Here is a 15380-nt window from a genome sequence, read left to right as displayed (position 1 = left end):
GGCGCATTATTCACTCACATAGAAGGAATTCTGCATGTCCAATGTCTTGCAAACCTTGCAGTGGCGTTACGCCACCAAGAAAATGGATCCCACTAAAAAGGTCGCCAAGGAGAAGATCGACCGCATTCTCGAAGCGGTGCGCCTGACGGCCAGTTCCAGTGGGCTGCAACAGTACGAGATGTTCGTGGTGACGAACGAGGCTCTGCGTGAACAGATCAGGGCGCATGCCTGGAACCAGGCGCAGGTGACGGAAGCTTCGCATCTGCTCGTGTTTGCCGCGTGGGATAACTATACGGCTGAGCGCATCAACGCGATGTTCGATCTGGTGAACGCCGAGCGCGGCTTCAGAAACGAAGGTTGGGAAGCCTACCGCCAGCAGTTGCTGTCGACGTATCCGCAACGCGATGCCCAGACCAATTTCGAACACGCCGCGCGCCAGGCTTACATCGGCCTCGGCAGTGCGCTGATTGCCGCGGCCGAGGAAAAGGTGGATGCCACGCCGATGGAAGGGTTCGATCCTGCCAAGGTCGATGAGATCCTGAAGCTGCGCGAACGGGGATTGCGTTCGGTGATTCTCTTGCCTATTGGCTACCGTGCGGATGAAGGAGACTGGCTGGTCGACCTGAAGAAAGTGCGTCGCCCGATGTCGCAGTTCGTCACCGAACTGGCCTAGGCAACCAGATAGCCTGGCGATGGCGTTCGATGCCCAGCAAAGAGCGCCGGTGGAGACTACGCCAGGCATGTAACAATGAAAAAAGCCAGACCGGCTGATGCCTGGTCTGGCTTTTGGAATTCTGTGGTCGGGGTGAGAGGATTCGAACCTCCGGCCTCTACGTCCCGAACGTAGCGCTCTACCGGGCTAAGCTACACCCCGACGGTTCGGGGTGTCTTTACAGGTCACCCCGGGAAGGCATTACTATAAAATCACTTAGTGGTTCCTGTCAACAGCGAAGCTGCTGAGCTGGAGGAGGCTGTTTTTGAAGACGCTGTCGGGCAAATCGGCGATCGCATTCGACGCGCGGCGGGCCGCTTCCTCGGCCTGCTTGCGGGTGTAATCCAGCGCGCCGCTGGACGTCACTGCCGCCAGCACCGCATCGAATTGCTGCTCGTCGCCCTGCTCGATGCAGTTGCGCACCAGCTCACGCTGTTCCGGCGTGCCGTGCTCCATCAGCCAGATCAGCGGCAGCGTCGGCTTGCCTTCGCGCAGGTCGTCGCCCAGGTTCTTGCCGATCTCGGCGGCGTCGCCCGCGTAGTCGAGCACGTCGTCGATCAGCTGGAAGGCCGTGCCCAGCGAGCGGCCGTATTCGCCGGCCGCGGCGATCTGCTCGTCGTTGGCGCCGGCCACCAGTGCGCCGAGCTCGGCCGCCGCTTCGAACAGCTTGGCGGTCTTGGAGCGGATCACCAGCAGGTAGGCGGCCTCGGTCACGTCCGGGTCGTGCATGTTCAGCAGCTGCAGCACTTCGCCTTCGGCGATCACGTTGGTGGCATCGGACAGGATCTGCATCACGCGCATATTGTCCAGGCCGACCATCATCTGGAACGAGCGCGAGTACAGGAAGTCGCCCACCAGCACCGAAGCGGCATTGCCGAACAGGGCGTTGGCGGTCTGGCGGCCGCGGCGCATCGAGGATTCGTCGACCACGTCGTCGTGCAGCAGGGTCGCGGTGTGGATGAACTCGACCACGGCGGCCAGCTCGTGGTGGGCCGTGCCGCGGTAGCCGTAGGCATTGGCCAGCAGCAGCACCAGCACTGGACGGATGCGCTTGCCGCCTGCGCTGATGATGTACTCGGCAATCTGGTTCACCAGGGTGACGTCGGAATGCAGCCGCTGGCGGATCACCGTGTTGACGGCCTCCATGTCTGGGGCGATCGACTGGACGATGGAGTTCTGTTGGGCGTGTTGAGTGGCGGCTGACAAGGCTGACCTGCGAAACGTGGGTTAACTATAAGAGTGCCGCGATTATACGGTATGCAAGGGATATCCGTCCCGCCGGCAGGGTAGAGCTCGCTCTTGAGAGGATACTGGGCGTCGGTGCGGCGTTGGCGGCATGCCACGTACGGAAGAGATCGTCAGTCGCTTTTGACGCATCGCGGCGATTTATGTATAATCCCCTGTTCCCCGGCTTACGAACAGTCCAGCGCGCTTGCGCGGGGCTCTGTTGCTGGCGGATTCTTTTAACATTTGATGAGGTTTCAAATCATGTACGCGGTCATAAAAACCGGTGGCAAGCAATACAAAGTTGTCGCTGGTGAAAAACTTAAAGTAGAACAGATACCGGCTGACATTGGTTCCGAACTCACGATCGATCAGGTCCTCGCCGTTGGCGCGGGCGACAGCATCAAGTTTGGTGCTCCGCTGGTCGAAGGTGCAACGGTGCTGGTGAAAGTGGTTTCGCATGGTCGTCACGACAAGGTCCGTATCTTCAAGATGCGCCGTCGTAAGCACTACCAGAAGCGTCAGGGCCATCGCCAGAACTTCACCGAAATCCAGATCGTTTCGATCAACGGCTAATCGCCGTCCGGTTCCCAGCATTAGTCATCAAGGAGTAATACAATGGCACACAAAAAAGGCGGCGGTACTACCCGCAACGGCCGTGACTCAGAAAGCAAACGCCTTGGCGTGAAAGTCTACGGCGGCCAGGCAATCAACGCCGGCGGCATCATCATCCGTCAACGCGGCACCCCAGTGCGCGCTGGCGCCAACGTCGGCACCGGCAAGGATCACACCCTGTTCGCGCTGGTCGACGGTACCGTCAAGTTCGTCAAGCAAGGCGTGGGCTCGAAGCAGTTCGTGACCGTCGTTGCTAACGAAGCAGTCGCAGCGTAATAACGCACTTGCGCCGCATCAGCGGCGCTTCTTTGCAAGGCGCAAGCCTTCCATCGAAAGGCTCTGCCCACGGTAGGGCCTTTTTAGTTTTTTAGCGGTCACAATCATGAAGTTTATTGACGAAGCAAGAATTGAAGTCATCGCTGGCGACGGCGGCAACGGGTGCGCCTCGTTCCGTCGCGAGAAGTTCCGCCCATTCGGCGGTCCGGACGGCGGCGACGGCGGCAAGGGCAGCTCGATCTACGTGGTTGCCGACCGCAATGTGAATACCCTGGTCGACTTCCGTTACTCGAAAGTCCATACCGGCAAGAACGGCGAACCGGGCCGCGGCTCCGATTGCTATGGCAAGGGCGCCGAGGACATCACCATCCGCATGCCGGTCGGCACGCTGATCATCGACGACAACAATGGCGAGATCATCGCCGACCTGACCGAGCACGGCCAGACCGAATTGCTGGCCAAGGGCGGCGAGGGTGGCTGGGGCAATATCCACTTTAAAACCTCGACCAACCGCGCACCGCGCCAGAAGACCGAAGGCAAGGATGGCGAGCGCCGCACCCTGCGCCTCGAGCTGAAGGTGCTGGCCGACGTGGGCCTGTTGGGCATGCCGAATGCCGGCAAGTCCACCTTCATCACGGCCGTGTCGAACGCCAAGCCGAAGATCGCCGACTATCCGTTCACCACCCTGCATCCGAACCTGGGCGTGGTGCGCGTGTCGCACGAAAAGAGCTTCGTGATCGCCGACATTCCGGGCTTGATCGAAGGCGCGTCCGAAGGCGCCGGCCTGGGTCACCAGTTCCTGCGCCACCTGGCGCGCACCGGCCTGCTGCTGCACATCGTCGACCTGTCGTCGTTCGACGAGAAGGTCGATCCGGTCAAGGAAGCCAAGGCCCTGATCAAGGAACTCGAAAAGTACGACGAAGAGCTGCTCAACAAGCCGCGCTGGCTGGTGCTGAACAAGCTCGACGTGCTCGACGACGCCGAGCGCAAGAAGCGCGTCAAGGACGTCATCAAGCGCCTGGCCTGGAAAGGCCCCGTGTTCGAGATCTCGGCCCTCAACCGCGAAGGCTGCCAGGACCTGATCAATGCGATCTACCTGCACCTCGAAGAAAAGCGTCATTCCGAACAGCGCGCCGAAGAAACCTCGATGACCGAGGAAGCGCGCGGCATCTCGTCGATCGATCCTGACGATCCACGCTTCAAGATCATCGAAGACTGACTTGAGCGCGAGCGCTTCACAGACCACCATCTGGTCGCGCGCCTGGCTGCGCGGCCAGCTGCTGCAGCTGGTCGCCACCGCCAGCTCGCTGGCCGCGCTCGCGGCCATGCTCGATCCCGACCGCATCGCGGCCGCGATGGGCCTGTTTCTCGTCGGCGTGAACGGCTACAGCCAGTTCTACGCCATCTACGTCGGCATCCGCCTCGCTACCGCGGGGTTGGCGCTGTTGGCGGCCAGGCAGGGCGACCAGCCCATCCTCGGCGACCTTACTGCCCTGTTCCTCCTGGCCCAGCCGGCCGGCCGCCTCGTTGCGGCTTTCGCGATCGGCTTGCCCTCGGGGGTATTATTAGTCGTCTGCGCGGTTGAACTGCTGGCAGGACTTTCCCTGCTCGCGTTGCGACCGCGGGGAAAGATCCTGTCGCCATGACTTCCGCTACCTATTCCGCACTCCAACAAGCCTCCCGCATCATCGTCAAGGTCGGCTCCTCCCTCGTCACCGACGAGGGGCGGGGCCTCGACCATACCGCCATCGCCCGCTGGGCCTTTCAAATCGCCGCACTGCGCGCGCTCGGCAAGGACGTCGTCCTGGTCAGCTCGGGCGCCATCGCCGAGGGCATGCTGCGCCTCGGTTTTGGTAAACGCCCGACCGACATCCATGAATTGCAGGCCTGCGCCGCCTGCGGCCAGATGGGCCTGGCCCAGATCTACGAATCCAGCTTCAGCGCCCACGGCGTGAAAACCGCGCAAGTGCTGCTGACCCACGCCGACCTGGCCGACCGCGAACGCTACCTCAATGCACGCTCGACGCTGACCACCTTGCTGCGCCTGAACGTGGTTCCGATCATCAACGAGAACGACACCGTCGTCACCGACGAGATCAAGTTCGGCGACAACGACACGCTCGGCGCGCTGGTCGCCAACCTGATCGAGGCCGACGCCCTGGTCATCCTGACCGACCAGCCGGGACTGTACTCGGCCGACCCGCGCAAGAATCCTGACGCCCAGCTGATCGAGCAGGCCCAGGCCGGCGACGTGGCCCTGGAGGCGATGGCCGGCGGCGCCGGCAGCAGCATCGGCCGCGGCGGCATGCTGACCAAGGTGCTGGCCGCCAAGCGCGCGGCGCGGTCCGGCGCCCATACCGTGATCGCCTGGGGCCGCGAGCCGGACGTGCTCACGCGCCTGGCCGGCGGCGAAGCGATCGGCACCCAATTGCTGGCCGCCACCGGCCGCCTGACGGCGCGCCGCCAGTGGATGGTCGACCACCTGCACACCACGGGCGAAGTCGTGATCGACGCCGGCGCCGTGGCCAAGCTGACGAAAGAGGGCAAGTCGCTGCTGCCGATCGGCGTGGTGGCCGTGAACGGCGAGTTCGGCCGCGGCCAGGTGATCACCTGCGTCGACGAGGCCGGCAAGCCGCTGGCACGCGGGCTGACCAACTACGCCAGCAGCGAGGTGCGCCGCATCATGCGCCATTCCTCGACCGAGATCGAGCGCATCCTGGGCTTCGTCGAGGGGCCTGAGCTGGTGCATCGCGACAATATGGTGCTTTTGTAATCAGTAAGCGCTTGCTCCTGCCAGCGATGTGTCGCGCTGACAGGACATAAGCGCTGTTCCGTATCGCTTTCCGTCTGGAAAGCTCCGTTGGCGGTGATAAACCGCCCGCCAGCCTATACACTGTGCATATCCGCCCAGCCGGGCCGCATTCCAGTTTTTCAGGATCACCACATGAAGCTAAGCCGCAAACTTCCCCTGGGTTTTGCAGCCGTCACGCTGCTCGTCGCCTGTGCCGGTTTCTTCGGCATGAGCCAGATGAACCGCTCCGTCGACACTTACCGCCAGGCCGTCGCCATGGAAGGGCAATCGACGCAGGTCGAGGCGATGCTGGCCCACTTCCGCAAGCAGCTCCAGGAATGGAAGAACACGCTCCTGCGCGGCAAGGATGATGGCGAGCGCGACAAGTACTGGGCCGCGTTCCAGCAGAACGAAGCCGAGGTGGCCGCCCAGGTCGCGGCCCTGCTGGCCAGCCTGCCCGAAGGAGAAGTGCGCACGCTGGTGGCGCGGTTCGGCGCCGCGCATGCGCAGATGGGCCTTGATTACCGGCGCGGTTACCAGGACTTCGTCGCTGCCGGCTTCGACCCCGCCGCCGGCGACGTGGCGGTCAAGGGCAAGGACCGGGCGCCGGCCGAACTGCTGGTGCAGGCGGAAAAGAAGATGTCCGCGCTCAGCGCCGCCAGCGTGCGGCAGGCCGACGCCGTCGGTGCGCGCGCGACCACGCTCAGCTACAGCCTGATGCTGCTCGGTGCGCTGGCGGCAGTGGCGGCCGGCGTACTGGTGTCGCGCTCGATCACCCGGCCGCTCGACGCGGCGGTGGAAGCGGCGCGCAGCGTGGCCGCCGGCGACCTGCGCACCGCGATCACCGTGCGCAGCGACGACGAGACCGGCCAGCTGCTGCTGGCCCTGAAGGAGATGTCGGACAGCCTGCAGCGCATCGTGCTGCAGGTGCGCGGCGGCGCGCAGACCATCGCCGTGGCCTCGCACGAGATCGCGCAGGGCAACCTCGACCTCTCCGCGCGCACCGAGCGCCAGGCCGGCGCGCTCGAGGAAACCGCCTCGTCCATGGAAGAGCTGACCTCGACCGTGCGCCAGAACGCCGACAATGCGCGCCAGGCCAGCCAGCTGGCGGTATCGGCCTGCGACGTGGCGGCCAAGGGCGGCAAGGTGGTCGAGCAGGTGGTAGGCACCATGGCCTCGATCAGCGCCTCGTCGCGCCGGATCACCGACATCATCGGCGTCATCGATGGCATCGCCTTCCAGACCAATATCCTGGCGCTCAACGCCGCGGTCGAAGCGGCGCGCGCGGGCGAGCAGGGTCGTGGCTTCGCGGTCGTCGCCGGCGAGGTGCGGACGCTGGCCCAGCGTTCGGCCGTCGCGGCGAAGGAGATCAAGGAACTGATCGCCGCATCGGCCACCTGCGTCGAGGATGGCAACCGCCTGGTCGGCGAGGCCGGGGCGACGATGGGCGAGATCGTCGCCAGCGTGCGCCAGGTGATGGACATCATCGGCGAGATCAGCGCCGCCAGCAGCGAACAGAGCCAGGGCATCGCCCAGGTCAACGACGCGGTGACGGAAATGGACAGCGCGACCCAGCAGAACGCGGCCCTGGTCGAGGAAGCCGCCGCCGCGGCGCAGTCGCTGCGCGACCAGACCGTGGCCCTGACCGAGGTGGTGAGCGTGTTCAAGGTCGAAGAAGATCCGCAGGCGCTGCGGGCCGCGCCGGGGCGCAAGGCGCTTGCGCTGGCCGAGGCTTAACGGCGCACGCCCGACAGCGTAAGATGCGCACGCGCCCGTGTTGCCCGGATCGTCCGGACAAGCGGCGGCGCGCTTCCTTACCGATCGAATGCCAATGACGCCAACTTCCCCTCTCGCCGTGGTCCAGGCCCAACTGGACGCCTACAACGCCAAGGACCTCGACGCCCTGATGGCCACCTATGCGCCCAACGCGCAGCAATTCGCCCTGCACGGCGCGCTGCTGGCCGAAGGCCACGACCAGATCCGTCCGCGCTACGAAGCGCGCTTCGTCGAACCCGACCTGCACGCGCGCCTGCTGTCGCGCACGGTGCTCGGCAACTTCGTCACCGACCTCGAGATCGTCACCCGCAACTTCCCCGAAGGAAAGGGCACGGTCGAGATGCTGTGCGTGTACGAGGTGGTCGACGGGCGCATCGTGCGCGCGTCGTTCGCCAGCGGCGAAACCCGGGTTTAAGTTGCGACGCTAAGTTATGCCGCTAAGTTGCGACGCTAAGTCGCCGCGTTGGCCGCGGCCACCGCCGGATCGAGCACGCCAGCCGGCGCCGGCGTCTTGTCCCTGAACTCGCACAGGTCGGCGATCAGGCAGTTCCAGCACTTGGGCTTGCGCGCGACGCAGGTGTAGCGGCCGTGCAGGATCAGCCAGTGGTGGGCGTCGTGCAAAAAGTCCTTAGGCACGAATTTCAACAGCTTCTGTTCGACGATGTCGACGTTCTTGCCGGGCGCGATCTTGGTCCGGTTCGACACGCGGAAGATGTGGGTGTCGACCGCCATGGTCGGCTCGCCGAAGGCCGTATTGAGCACCACGTTGGCCGTCTTGCGGCCGACCCCCGGCAGCGATTCCAGCGCTTCGCGCACGGGCGGCACTTCGCCGCCGTATTGCTCGACCAGGATCTGGCAGGTCGCCATCACGTTCTTGGCCTTGGTGTTGTACAGGCCGATGGTCGAGATATAGGTCTTGAGCTCGTCGATGCCGAGGTCGAGGATCGCCTGCGGCGTGTTCGCCACCGGGAACAGGCGGCGCATGGCCTTGTTGACGCCGACGTCGGTCGACTGCGCCGACAGCAGCACCGCGATCAGCAGTTCGAACGGGGTCGTGAACTCGAGTTCGGTGGTCGGCTTGGGATTGGCGGCGCGAAAGCGGGTAAAGATTTCCAGGCGTTTGGCGGGATTCATCTGGTTCAGTTCTTGTCCTGGTTGCCGGCCGCCTTCAGGCGGGCGCGTTCCATGGCGGCGGCGATGATGGCGCGCTTGCGCTCCTTCTCGGCCAGTTCTTCCGGGGTGTTCGTCACTTCGGCGGTCACCGCGCGCATTTTTTCGACGGCCTTGGCGGCCAGGCGGGCATCGTTTTCCTCGCGCTCGCGGCGCAGGCGCGCGGTGCGGAAATCGTGGCGCTCGCGCGCGGCGCCGGCGTCCTGCTGGCTCCAGGCGTCCCAGCCGGTGCGTTCGCCGGTGACAGGAATCATCGCGATGCAGTCGACCGGGCAGGGCGCGACGCACAGGTCGCAGCCGGTGCACAGGCTTGGCAGGATGGTGTGCATCTGCTTGGCCGCGCCCAGGATCGCATCGACCGGGCAGGCCTGGATGCACAGCGTACAGCCGATACACAGCGATTCGTCGATGAAGGCGACCGGGCGCGCTCGCTCGACCCCGTTGGCCGGATTGATCGGAATGACCGCGCGTCCGGTCGCGGCGGCCAGGCGGCGCACGCCTTCCATGCCGCCCGGCGGACACTGGTTGATCTCGGCTTCGCCGCGCGCCATGGCCTCGGCATACGGGCGGCAGGCGGGATAGCCGCATTTGGTGCACTGGGTCTGCGGCAGCAGGTCTTCGAGCTGGTCGGCGAGGGGGCTGGTCACGGGGGGAGGATCTGCGGGCGATTCAATCTGGTCAAGCCGACATTATCCGCCAAAACGGAGCTGGATGCGACCGGATGGCCTTTTGGCGAACCCGGCTGCGCTCATCCATTCGCTACGTGGGAGAGCTAACAGACGACTTGTCACAATCCTGCTGTACTGTCGGCTCACGCTGGATCACCGGGGATGGGACATGAACGAGTTGATTGGGCCGCTGCTGTTCGCCGCCATCTTTTCGGCAGGCGATGGCTTGCTGCAGCGAGACGCCAAGGCGGATGAAGACGCGCAGGCTGGCCGCGCGCAGGTCGCGCATTTGAGTCCGACGCGCTACCGCAGCGTGGAGGCGACCGGGGAAGTGCGGCGCGGCGAGCGCCTGCCGGCGCGCTACCAGGCGCACCAGCACGTGGTCGAAGACTGGCGCGCATTGCGGCTGACCAAGCCGCCGCGCGGGCACCAGTGGGTCGATGCCGGCGAAAGTTATGCCTTGGTCGCGATCGCGACCGGGCGCGTGGCGCAGGTGGTCATGGGGCGGTGAAGCCGGGGCGCCGAAGCCGAGCGAGCAAGAAAAAAGCCGTGGCATGCCACGGCTTTTGCGTTTTGCGTCACCGGTTCAACGGTTTGCGCGGATGAACTCGGTAATCTTCGGACACACGATCTCGCGCCAGCGGCGGCCCGAGAAGATGCCGTAGTGGCCGGCTTTCTCGACCACGAAGTCGTGCTTCTTTTCCTTCGGGATGCCGCTGCACAGGGTCAGCGCGGCGCTGGTCTGGCCCAGGCCCGAGATATCGTCCAGCTCGCCTTCGACGGTCAGCAGGGCGACCGACTCGATGTCTTGCGGACGCACCAGCTGGCCGCCGACTTTCCAGGTGCCCTTCGGCAGGCTGTAGTCCTGGAACACGGTCTTGATGGTATCGAGGTAGTACTCGGCCGGCATGTCGAGCACGGCGTTGTACTCGTCGTAGAACTTGCGGTGCGCCTCGGCCGAGTCGTCGTCGCCGCGCACCAGGTGCTGGTAAAACTCGCGGTGACTCTGGGCGTGGCGGCCCGGGTTCATGGCGATGAAGCCGGCGTGCTGCAGGAAGCCCGGATAGACCTTGCGGCCGAAGCCCGGATAATTGCCCGGCACCGAATAGATCACGGTGTTCTCGAACCACGAATACGGCTTTTCGATGGCCAGGTCGTTGACCGCGGTCGGCGACTTGCGCGGGTCGATCGGGCCGCCCATCATGGTCATCGTCCGGGGCAGCTTGGGATCCTTGTTGCTGGCCATCAGGGCGATCGCGGCCAGCACCGGCACCGTCGGCTGGCACACCGAGATCACGTGCACGTCCGGGCCCAGGTGGCGGATGAAGTCCTGGACGTAGAACACGTAGTCGTCCAGGTGGAACGGACCGTCGGACAGCGGCACCATGCGGGCGTCGGTCCAGTCGGTGATGTAGACGTCGTGCTCGACCAGCAGGGCTTTCACGGTGTCGCGCAGCAGTGTCGCGTGGTGGCCGGACAATGGCGCCACGACCAGCACCGACGGCTGATCGAGCGCGGCGAAGGCGGTGTCGCCCATGTCTTTCTTGAAGTGCAGCAGCTTGCAGAACGGCTTGTCGACGACGATGCGCTCGACAATGCCGACCTCTTCACCGTTGATGGTGGTGGTCTTGAGACCAAAGGCCGGTTTTTCGTATTCCTTGCCGAGACGGTACATCAGCTCGTAGCCGGCGGCGATACGCTGGGAAAATGGGGTGTGCGCAAACGGCGACACGGGATTGGAGAACAGTTTCGAGGACGCATCGGCCCACTGCATCAGCGGGGTCAGGAAGGAGCGTTGCATCTCGTGCAGTTGATAAAGCATAAAGTATTCCTTCGTATTGACACTGCGCTAATATCGCCCGCGCATAAGCTTCATCCGATTATAGGGGATTTGCGTTGGCCGGTGGAAACAAGGGTCTGCGCCATCCCTTATGCATGGTGCACTTGTAGCATATTTACCCGGACCCGCTCCGTTGGTCGGCCCACATAAAGCAAAACGCCCCGCAAGGCGGGGCGCTTCAGGGGACTCTGTCGCCGCCAAGTTACTGAACGCTGGGTGAACGCGGTAACCGTGGCGGCAATGCTCGTCTTAGTCGAACACCGGGGTTTCGACGCCCAGGATCTTGTGCAGCTTCGGCGAGGTCGTCGTGTACTGCATGTGGATCTTCTTGTCCGGGAAGATGTACGGCGCGGCGCCGAAGGCGGCCAGCGCGGCTTCGTGGAAGCCCGACAGGATCAGCTTCTTCTTGCCCGGATAGGTGTTGATGTCGCCCACGGCGAAGATGCCCGGGACGTTGGTCTCGAATTTCTCGGTGTCCATCACCTTGAGCTGCTTGCGCTCGATGTCCAGGCCCCAGTCGGCGATCGGACCCAGCTTCGGCGACAGGCCGAAGAACACCAGCAGCATGTCCAGCGGCACGCGGCGGGTGACGCCGTCGGCGCCGGTGACCTTCACTTCGGTCAGCTGGCCGTCTTTTTCGTCGAAACCGGTCACCTGGCCGGTGATCAGCTGCATTTCGTATTCGTCGCACAGGGCCTTCATCTTGGCGACCGAGGCCGGGGCGGCGCGGAAGTCATCGCGGCGGTGCACCAGCACGACCGACTCGGCCTTGCCGACGAAGTTCAGGGCCCAGTCCAGCGCGGAGTCGCCGCCGCCGCAGATGACCAGGTTCTTGCCTTCGAAACGTGCCGGATCCTTGACGCGGTAGAACAGCTGCTCGCCTTCGTACTTGTCGATGCCGTCGACCTTGATCGTGCGCGCCTGGAACGAACCGACGCCGGCCGCGATGAAGATGGTCTTGGTGATGAACCGGGTGCCGGTCGAGGTCTCGACGTTGAAGCGCTGGTCTTCACGGCGCTGGACGGTCGTGACTTCCTGGCCCAGGTGGAAGGTCGGCTCGAACGGCTCGATCTGCTTGAGCAGGTTGTCGGTCAGTTCCTGGCCGGTGCACACCGGGACGGCAGGGATGTCATAGATCGGCTTGTCCGGATACAGTTCCACGCACTGGCCGCCGACGGCCGGCAGCGAATCGATGACGTGGGCCTTGATTTCGAGCAGGCCGAGTTCGAACACCTGGAACAGGCCGACCGGGCCCGCGCCGATGATCACGGCATCCGCTTCGATGGCGCCGGCGAAGGAACTGTTGGGAGCGATGCTGCCCGCTTCGTGGGTGGCACTGATAGTCATGCGCTTACTTCCTGTGATTTTTGATTGGTGAGGCGATGGCAGCCAGCACTGCCATGCAGAACGACCCCGGGCCGGCGCCGAACGGGCGGCGCGGCGGCGGTATTAGCGGGCCAGTTGGTCGAGTTTGTCCTTGACGTCTTTCCACTCTTCCGCGTCTGGCAGGGCCGGCTTCGTCTTGGTGATCGAAGGCCAGAAGCGCGCGAGATCGGCGTTCAGCTTGATGAACTGCTGCTGGTCGCCAGGCACGTCTTCTTCGGCATAGATCGCGTTCACCGGGCACTCGGCGACACAGACGGCGCAGTCGATGCACTCGTCAGGATCGATGGCGAGGAAATTCGGGCCTTCCCGGAAACAATCTACCGGGCATACATCGACGCAGTCGGTGTAACGACAACGGATGCACGATTCGGTGACAACGTGGGTCATAACAGTCCTATCAATTGGTGGGATGTCGCGTCGCCGAGCGCAAGAAAGAGAATAGGCTGGCCGGACAGAGCAAAGCACTGTATTTTAGGGCAATTCGGCTTTTCTCACAAATTCGCCTATATACACAATCTACATAAGCAAATGAACGAGAAATCCGCACGGGCGTGCGGATTTTGGCTTGTCAAGCCACCGTGCAGTGGATATTGACCGCGATGAAGCTCGCTGCGGATGGGCGCCGTCAAGGCCCCGCTCAGCCGGCTTGTCGCAGGTAGTCGAGCAGGTGTTGCCACTGGCCGCCGCTGCCGTCCTCGCGCAGGAACACGGTGTGGCACAGCGGGCCGTCCTCGACCGTGATTTCCCAGCGCGGCAGGTCGGCGCCGACCGGGCAGGCGGGAGCGACGCCGAAGAAGTCGAGACGCCGCAGCAGCGTCTCGAGGGCCGGCCCGTCGGCCAGGCGGGCGGTGTCCAGCTCGTACGATTCGGCCAATCCGGCGAAGCCGCCGCAGGCGCGGGCGCTGATCTTCATGCCAGCATCGACGGTTCGGCCGACGATCCGGCCGGCGTTCCGGCGGCCGGCGCTCCGGCGGCCGGCGCCGCGGCGGCGGGCAGGCCGGGCAGCGCCGGCCCGTGGCGGCCGTGTTCGGCACACCAGCGCGCCAGCAGGCGTGCCTCGCCGGCCAGCACGCGCTCGGCGCAATCGTATTCGGCCAGTTGCATGGTGCCGCAGCAAGCGCGCCGGTCTTGCCGCGCGCCCGGGGCGTCGCACACCCGCGCCGCCAGCGGCAGGCCGGGGACGAACGAGGCCGTGCCATCCGCAGCGCCGCCATGGCCGGCCTCGACGACTTCGCGCCGGCTGAACTGGAGGCGGATGGCGTCGGCGTAGGCGGCCGGCTTGCCGTCGCCGGTTACGGCCTGGAGCATGGCGTTGACCACGTCGGCATAGGTGGCGGCTGCGTCGGGCGCGGCGATCAGGGCCCGCATCAGCACGCCGCTCAGGTAGCCGGCCACCCGGTGCAGGACGGCGGCGCAGTCTTCGCGCTCGGGATCGCGCTCGTGCGCGAACAGGTCGGCCAGCACATCGTAGACGGCGCCGGTGAACACCTGCGAGATGGCGTGCACCTGGGTGCCGGCCTCGCTCAGCTTGAGGTCGTTGTCGGCGTTGCGCAGGCCGGTGCTGTTGCCGAGCGCCAGCCCGAACTGCTCGGCGATGTCGGTCAGGAAGGATTTGTCGTGCAGGTCGGCCTTGGTCTGGGCGATCACGGCTTCGCACTGGTCGAGCTGGGACAGGGCCAGGAAGATCGCGGTGAGGTCGCCGAAGGCTTCGTGCAGGCCGCCGGTCTGGGGCGGGGCGTCGGCCTGCAGCCAGAGCGGCTTGATGCCGTCGAGCACCGCATGGGCGGTCTCGTGCGACACGATGTCGAACGAGCGGCAGGTGAATACCCGGTCGGTCGCGCCGTTGGGAACGAAGTCGCCGAACTTGAGGGCGGCCTGGCTGCGGCTGTAGAAGGCGTTCATGACGTTCGGCAGGCCGTGCGGGAAGACCAGCAGCGGCCGCGTATCGGTGCTGCTGTTCCATTGCCAGGGCAGCGGCATGGCGCTGCCGGCGGCGGCCAGGGCGCGCTGGTACATGGTCAATGTCTGGCGCACCACGACGAAGGTATGGACGGCGTCGAACTGCGGCGTGTCGGGCTGGGTGACGAAGTCGCCGAAGGCGTTCGGTTCGACCGCGGCGATGCCCGGCTCGCCGGGGGCGATGCGGGCGTCGCGCGGACCGGCCAGCACCACGCCGGGCAGGAAGGCCTTGCGGGTGCCGATTTCGCTGACCGAAGGATCTTGCTTCCACATGAGGACGCGGGCGCCGATGGCGTGCGGCGGCGGCTCGGCGGCCGGTGGCGCGCCCGGATCGGGAACGTCGGGTTCTTCGAGCAGGCGCGCGGCGCGGTGCTGCTGGCGGTAGGGCGCGCTCGGGGTGGGGACGAAGCGCACCGGAGGCTGCGCGGCCTGCGGCGCATCGGGGTCGCCGGGCAACAGGCGGTTGGGCTGGACGACGGGGGTTTCCATATCGACTCCTCGCGTAATGACGGGCTTGCGCCTTCATCCTCGCGCTCCCTGCTGGGCACGCTTTGATACTCATCAATTGAGGGTGTGCGAGCGCTGTCTGTTGTAGCGAGCTCTGGCATAGCCCGGCCGCAACTGGCATCATGGCGGATTGTTTGCAATCGATTCAGGAAGGATCAGTCAGATGGCGGAAATCAGCATCGTCCAGCAGCACAGCCTGAGCCCGGACGCGGCGCGTTCGGCAGCCGAGCAGGTGGCGCAGCGTATCGCGGCCGAATACGGGCTGGAATGCAGGTGGGACGGCGATGTGCTGCGCTTCGAGCGCAGCGGCGTGGAGGGCATGTTGACCCTCGAAGACCAGCGCGCCGCGATGCGCATCCGCCTGGGCTTCTTCATGGGCGCGTTCGCGCCGGCCATCGAGGCCAAGGTGGCGGAAAAGATGCGCAAGACCTTCGCCGCAGCGGCGTAGGCAATGGT

At 64.9% G+C, this 15380-nt stretch carries 18 protein-coding genes and 1 tRNA gene; 10 read left to right on the top strand and 9 right to left on the bottom strand.

Features of this window, described 5'->3' with window-relative positions; all coding sequences use genetic code 11:
- Nucleotides 1–34: 34 nt before the first annotated feature.
- A complete protein-coding gene (locus LO55_RS01790; protein WP_071360208.1) occupies nucleotides 35–673 on the top strand; it encodes an NAD(P)H-dependent oxidoreductase in 639 nt (212 codons plus the stop codon).
- Between the two features lie 124 nt (nucleotides 674–797).
- Here LO55_RS01790 and LO55_RS01785 read toward each other — a convergent pair.
- A tRNA-Pro gene (locus tag LO55_RS01785) sits at nucleotides 798–874 on the bottom strand.
- A 54-nt stretch (nucleotides 875–928) separates the two neighbouring features.
- Nucleotides 929–1918, bottom strand: a complete 990-nt coding sequence (ispB, locus tag LO55_RS01780) for an octaprenyl diphosphate synthase (RefSeq protein ID WP_071360207.1) — start codon at nucleotides 1916–1918, stop codon at nucleotides 929–931.
- Nucleotides 1919–2200: 282 nt separating this feature from the next.
- Between ispB and rplU the strand changes: the two genes are divergently transcribed.
- The 7 genes from rplU (at nucleotide 2201) to LO55_RS01745 (ending at nucleotide 7809) form a co-directional block, all read left to right on the top strand.
- Complete coding sequence (rplU, locus tag LO55_RS01775; protein ID WP_005668436.1) at nucleotides 2201–2512, top strand: 50S ribosomal protein L21; 312 nt, start codon at nucleotides 2201–2203, stop codon at nucleotides 2510–2512.
- Nucleotides 2513–2554: 42 nt separating this feature from the next.
- Nucleotides 2555–2827 carry a 50S ribosomal protein L27 gene (rpmA, locus tag LO55_RS01770; RefSeq protein WP_005668438.1) on the top strand — a complete coding sequence of 91 codons (273 nt, stop codon included), beginning with the start codon at nucleotides 2555–2557 and terminating at the stop codon, nucleotides 2825–2827.
- A gap of 106 nt (nucleotides 2828–2933) precedes the next feature.
- Nucleotides 2934–4046 carry an Obg family GTPase CgtA gene (gene cgtA / locus LO55_RS01765; protein WP_005668439.1) on the top strand — a complete coding sequence of 371 codons (1113 nt, stop codon included), beginning with the start codon at nucleotides 2934–2936 and terminating at the stop codon, nucleotides 4044–4046.
- A 1-nt stretch (nucleotide 4047) separates the two neighbouring features.
- Nucleotides 4048–4473: a hypothetical protein gene (locus tag LO55_RS01760; protein ID WP_071360206.1), complete on the top strand. Its 426-nt coding sequence runs from the start codon at nucleotides 4048–4050 to the stop codon at nucleotides 4471–4473.
- Nucleotides 4470–5600, top strand: a complete 1131-nt coding sequence (gene proB / locus LO55_RS01755; protein WP_071360205.1) for a glutamate 5-kinase — start codon at nucleotides 4470–4472, stop codon at nucleotides 5598–5600. The genes LO55_RS01760 and proB overlap by 4 nt, the downstream gene beginning before the upstream one ends.
- Nucleotides 5601–5771: 171 nt before the next feature.
- Nucleotides 5772–7355: a methyl-accepting chemotaxis protein gene (locus LO55_RS01750; RefSeq protein ID WP_071360204.1), complete on the top strand. Its 1584-nt coding sequence runs from the start codon at nucleotides 5772–5774 to the stop codon at nucleotides 7353–7355.
- A 94-nt stretch (nucleotides 7356–7449) separates the two neighbouring features.
- Complete coding sequence (locus LO55_RS01745; RefSeq protein WP_083415101.1) at nucleotides 7450–7809, top strand: nuclear transport factor 2 family protein; 360 nt, start codon at nucleotides 7450–7452, stop codon at nucleotides 7807–7809.
- A 35-nt stretch (nucleotides 7810–7844) separates the two neighbouring features.
- Here the strand turns inward: LO55_RS01745 and nth are convergent, their stop codons facing one another.
- Complete coding sequence (gene nth, locus LO55_RS01740) at nucleotides 7845–8528, bottom strand: endonuclease III (RefSeq protein ID WP_071360202.1); 684 nt, start codon at nucleotides 8526–8528, stop codon at nucleotides 7845–7847.
- A 5-nt stretch (nucleotides 8529–8533) separates the two neighbouring features.
- Complete coding sequence (gene rsxB, locus LO55_RS01735; RefSeq protein ID WP_071360201.1) at nucleotides 8534–9211, bottom strand: electron transport complex subunit RsxB; 678 nt, start codon at nucleotides 9209–9211, stop codon at nucleotides 8534–8536.
- 190 nt (nucleotides 9212–9401) lie between these two features.
- Between rsxB and LO55_RS01730 the strand changes: the two genes are divergently transcribed.
- Nucleotides 9402–9743 carry an RcnB family protein gene (locus LO55_RS01730; protein ID WP_005668452.1) on the top strand — a complete coding sequence of 114 codons (342 nt, stop codon included), beginning with the start codon at nucleotides 9402–9404 and terminating at the stop codon, nucleotides 9741–9743.
- A gap of 75 nt (nucleotides 9744–9818) precedes the next feature.
- Here the strand turns inward: LO55_RS01730 and LO55_RS01725 are convergent, their stop codons facing one another.
- The 5 genes from LO55_RS01725 to LO55_RS01705 all read right to left on the bottom strand — a co-directional run bounded on the left by LO55_RS01725 (nucleotide 9819) and on the right by LO55_RS01705 (nucleotide 14906).
- Entirely contained in the window at nucleotides 9819–11054 is a 1236-nt protein-coding gene (locus tag LO55_RS01725; protein WP_071360200.1) for a polyhydroxyalkanoate depolymerase, read from the bottom strand.
- 267 nt (nucleotides 11055–11321) lie between these two features.
- Complete coding sequence (locus LO55_RS01720; protein WP_005668455.1) at nucleotides 11322–12419, bottom strand: NAD(P)/FAD-dependent oxidoreductase; 1098 nt, start codon at nucleotides 12417–12419, stop codon at nucleotides 11322–11324.
- Nucleotides 12420–12521: 102 nt separating this feature from the next.
- A complete protein-coding gene (fdxA, locus tag LO55_RS01715) occupies nucleotides 12522–12845 on the bottom strand; it encodes a ferredoxin FdxA (protein ID WP_005668458.1) in 324 nt (107 codons plus the stop codon).
- A gap of 250 nt (nucleotides 12846–13095) precedes the next feature.
- Nucleotides 13096–13371, bottom strand: a complete 276-nt coding sequence (locus tag LO55_RS01710; protein WP_005668460.1) for a protealysin inhibitor emfourin — start codon at nucleotides 13369–13371, stop codon at nucleotides 13096–13098.
- On the bottom strand, nucleotides 13368–14906 hold the full coding sequence (locus tag LO55_RS01705) for a gluzincin family metallopeptidase (protein ID WP_071360199.1): 1539 nt from the start codon (nucleotides 14904–14906) through the stop codon (nucleotides 13368–13370). The genes LO55_RS01710 and LO55_RS01705 overlap by 4 nt, the downstream gene beginning before the upstream one ends.
- Before the next feature lie 181 nt (nucleotides 14907–15087).
- Here LO55_RS01705 and LO55_RS01700 point away from each other — a divergent pair, with 181 nt between their 5' ends.
- Entirely contained in the window at nucleotides 15088–15372 is a 285-nt protein-coding gene (locus LO55_RS01700) for a polyhydroxyalkanoic acid system family protein (protein WP_005668465.1), read from the top strand.
- The last annotated feature ends 8 nt before the right edge of the window (nucleotides 15373–15380 follow it).

Source organism: Massilia timonae, assembly GCF_001866515.1.
In the GTDB taxonomy this organism is placed as follows: Bacteria; Pseudomonadota; Gammaproteobacteria; order Burkholderiales; family Burkholderiaceae_D; genus Telluria; species Telluria timonae.
The sequence above is the reverse complement of the archived record's forward strand: the minus strand, read 5'-3'. Positions and strand labels throughout refer to the sequence as shown.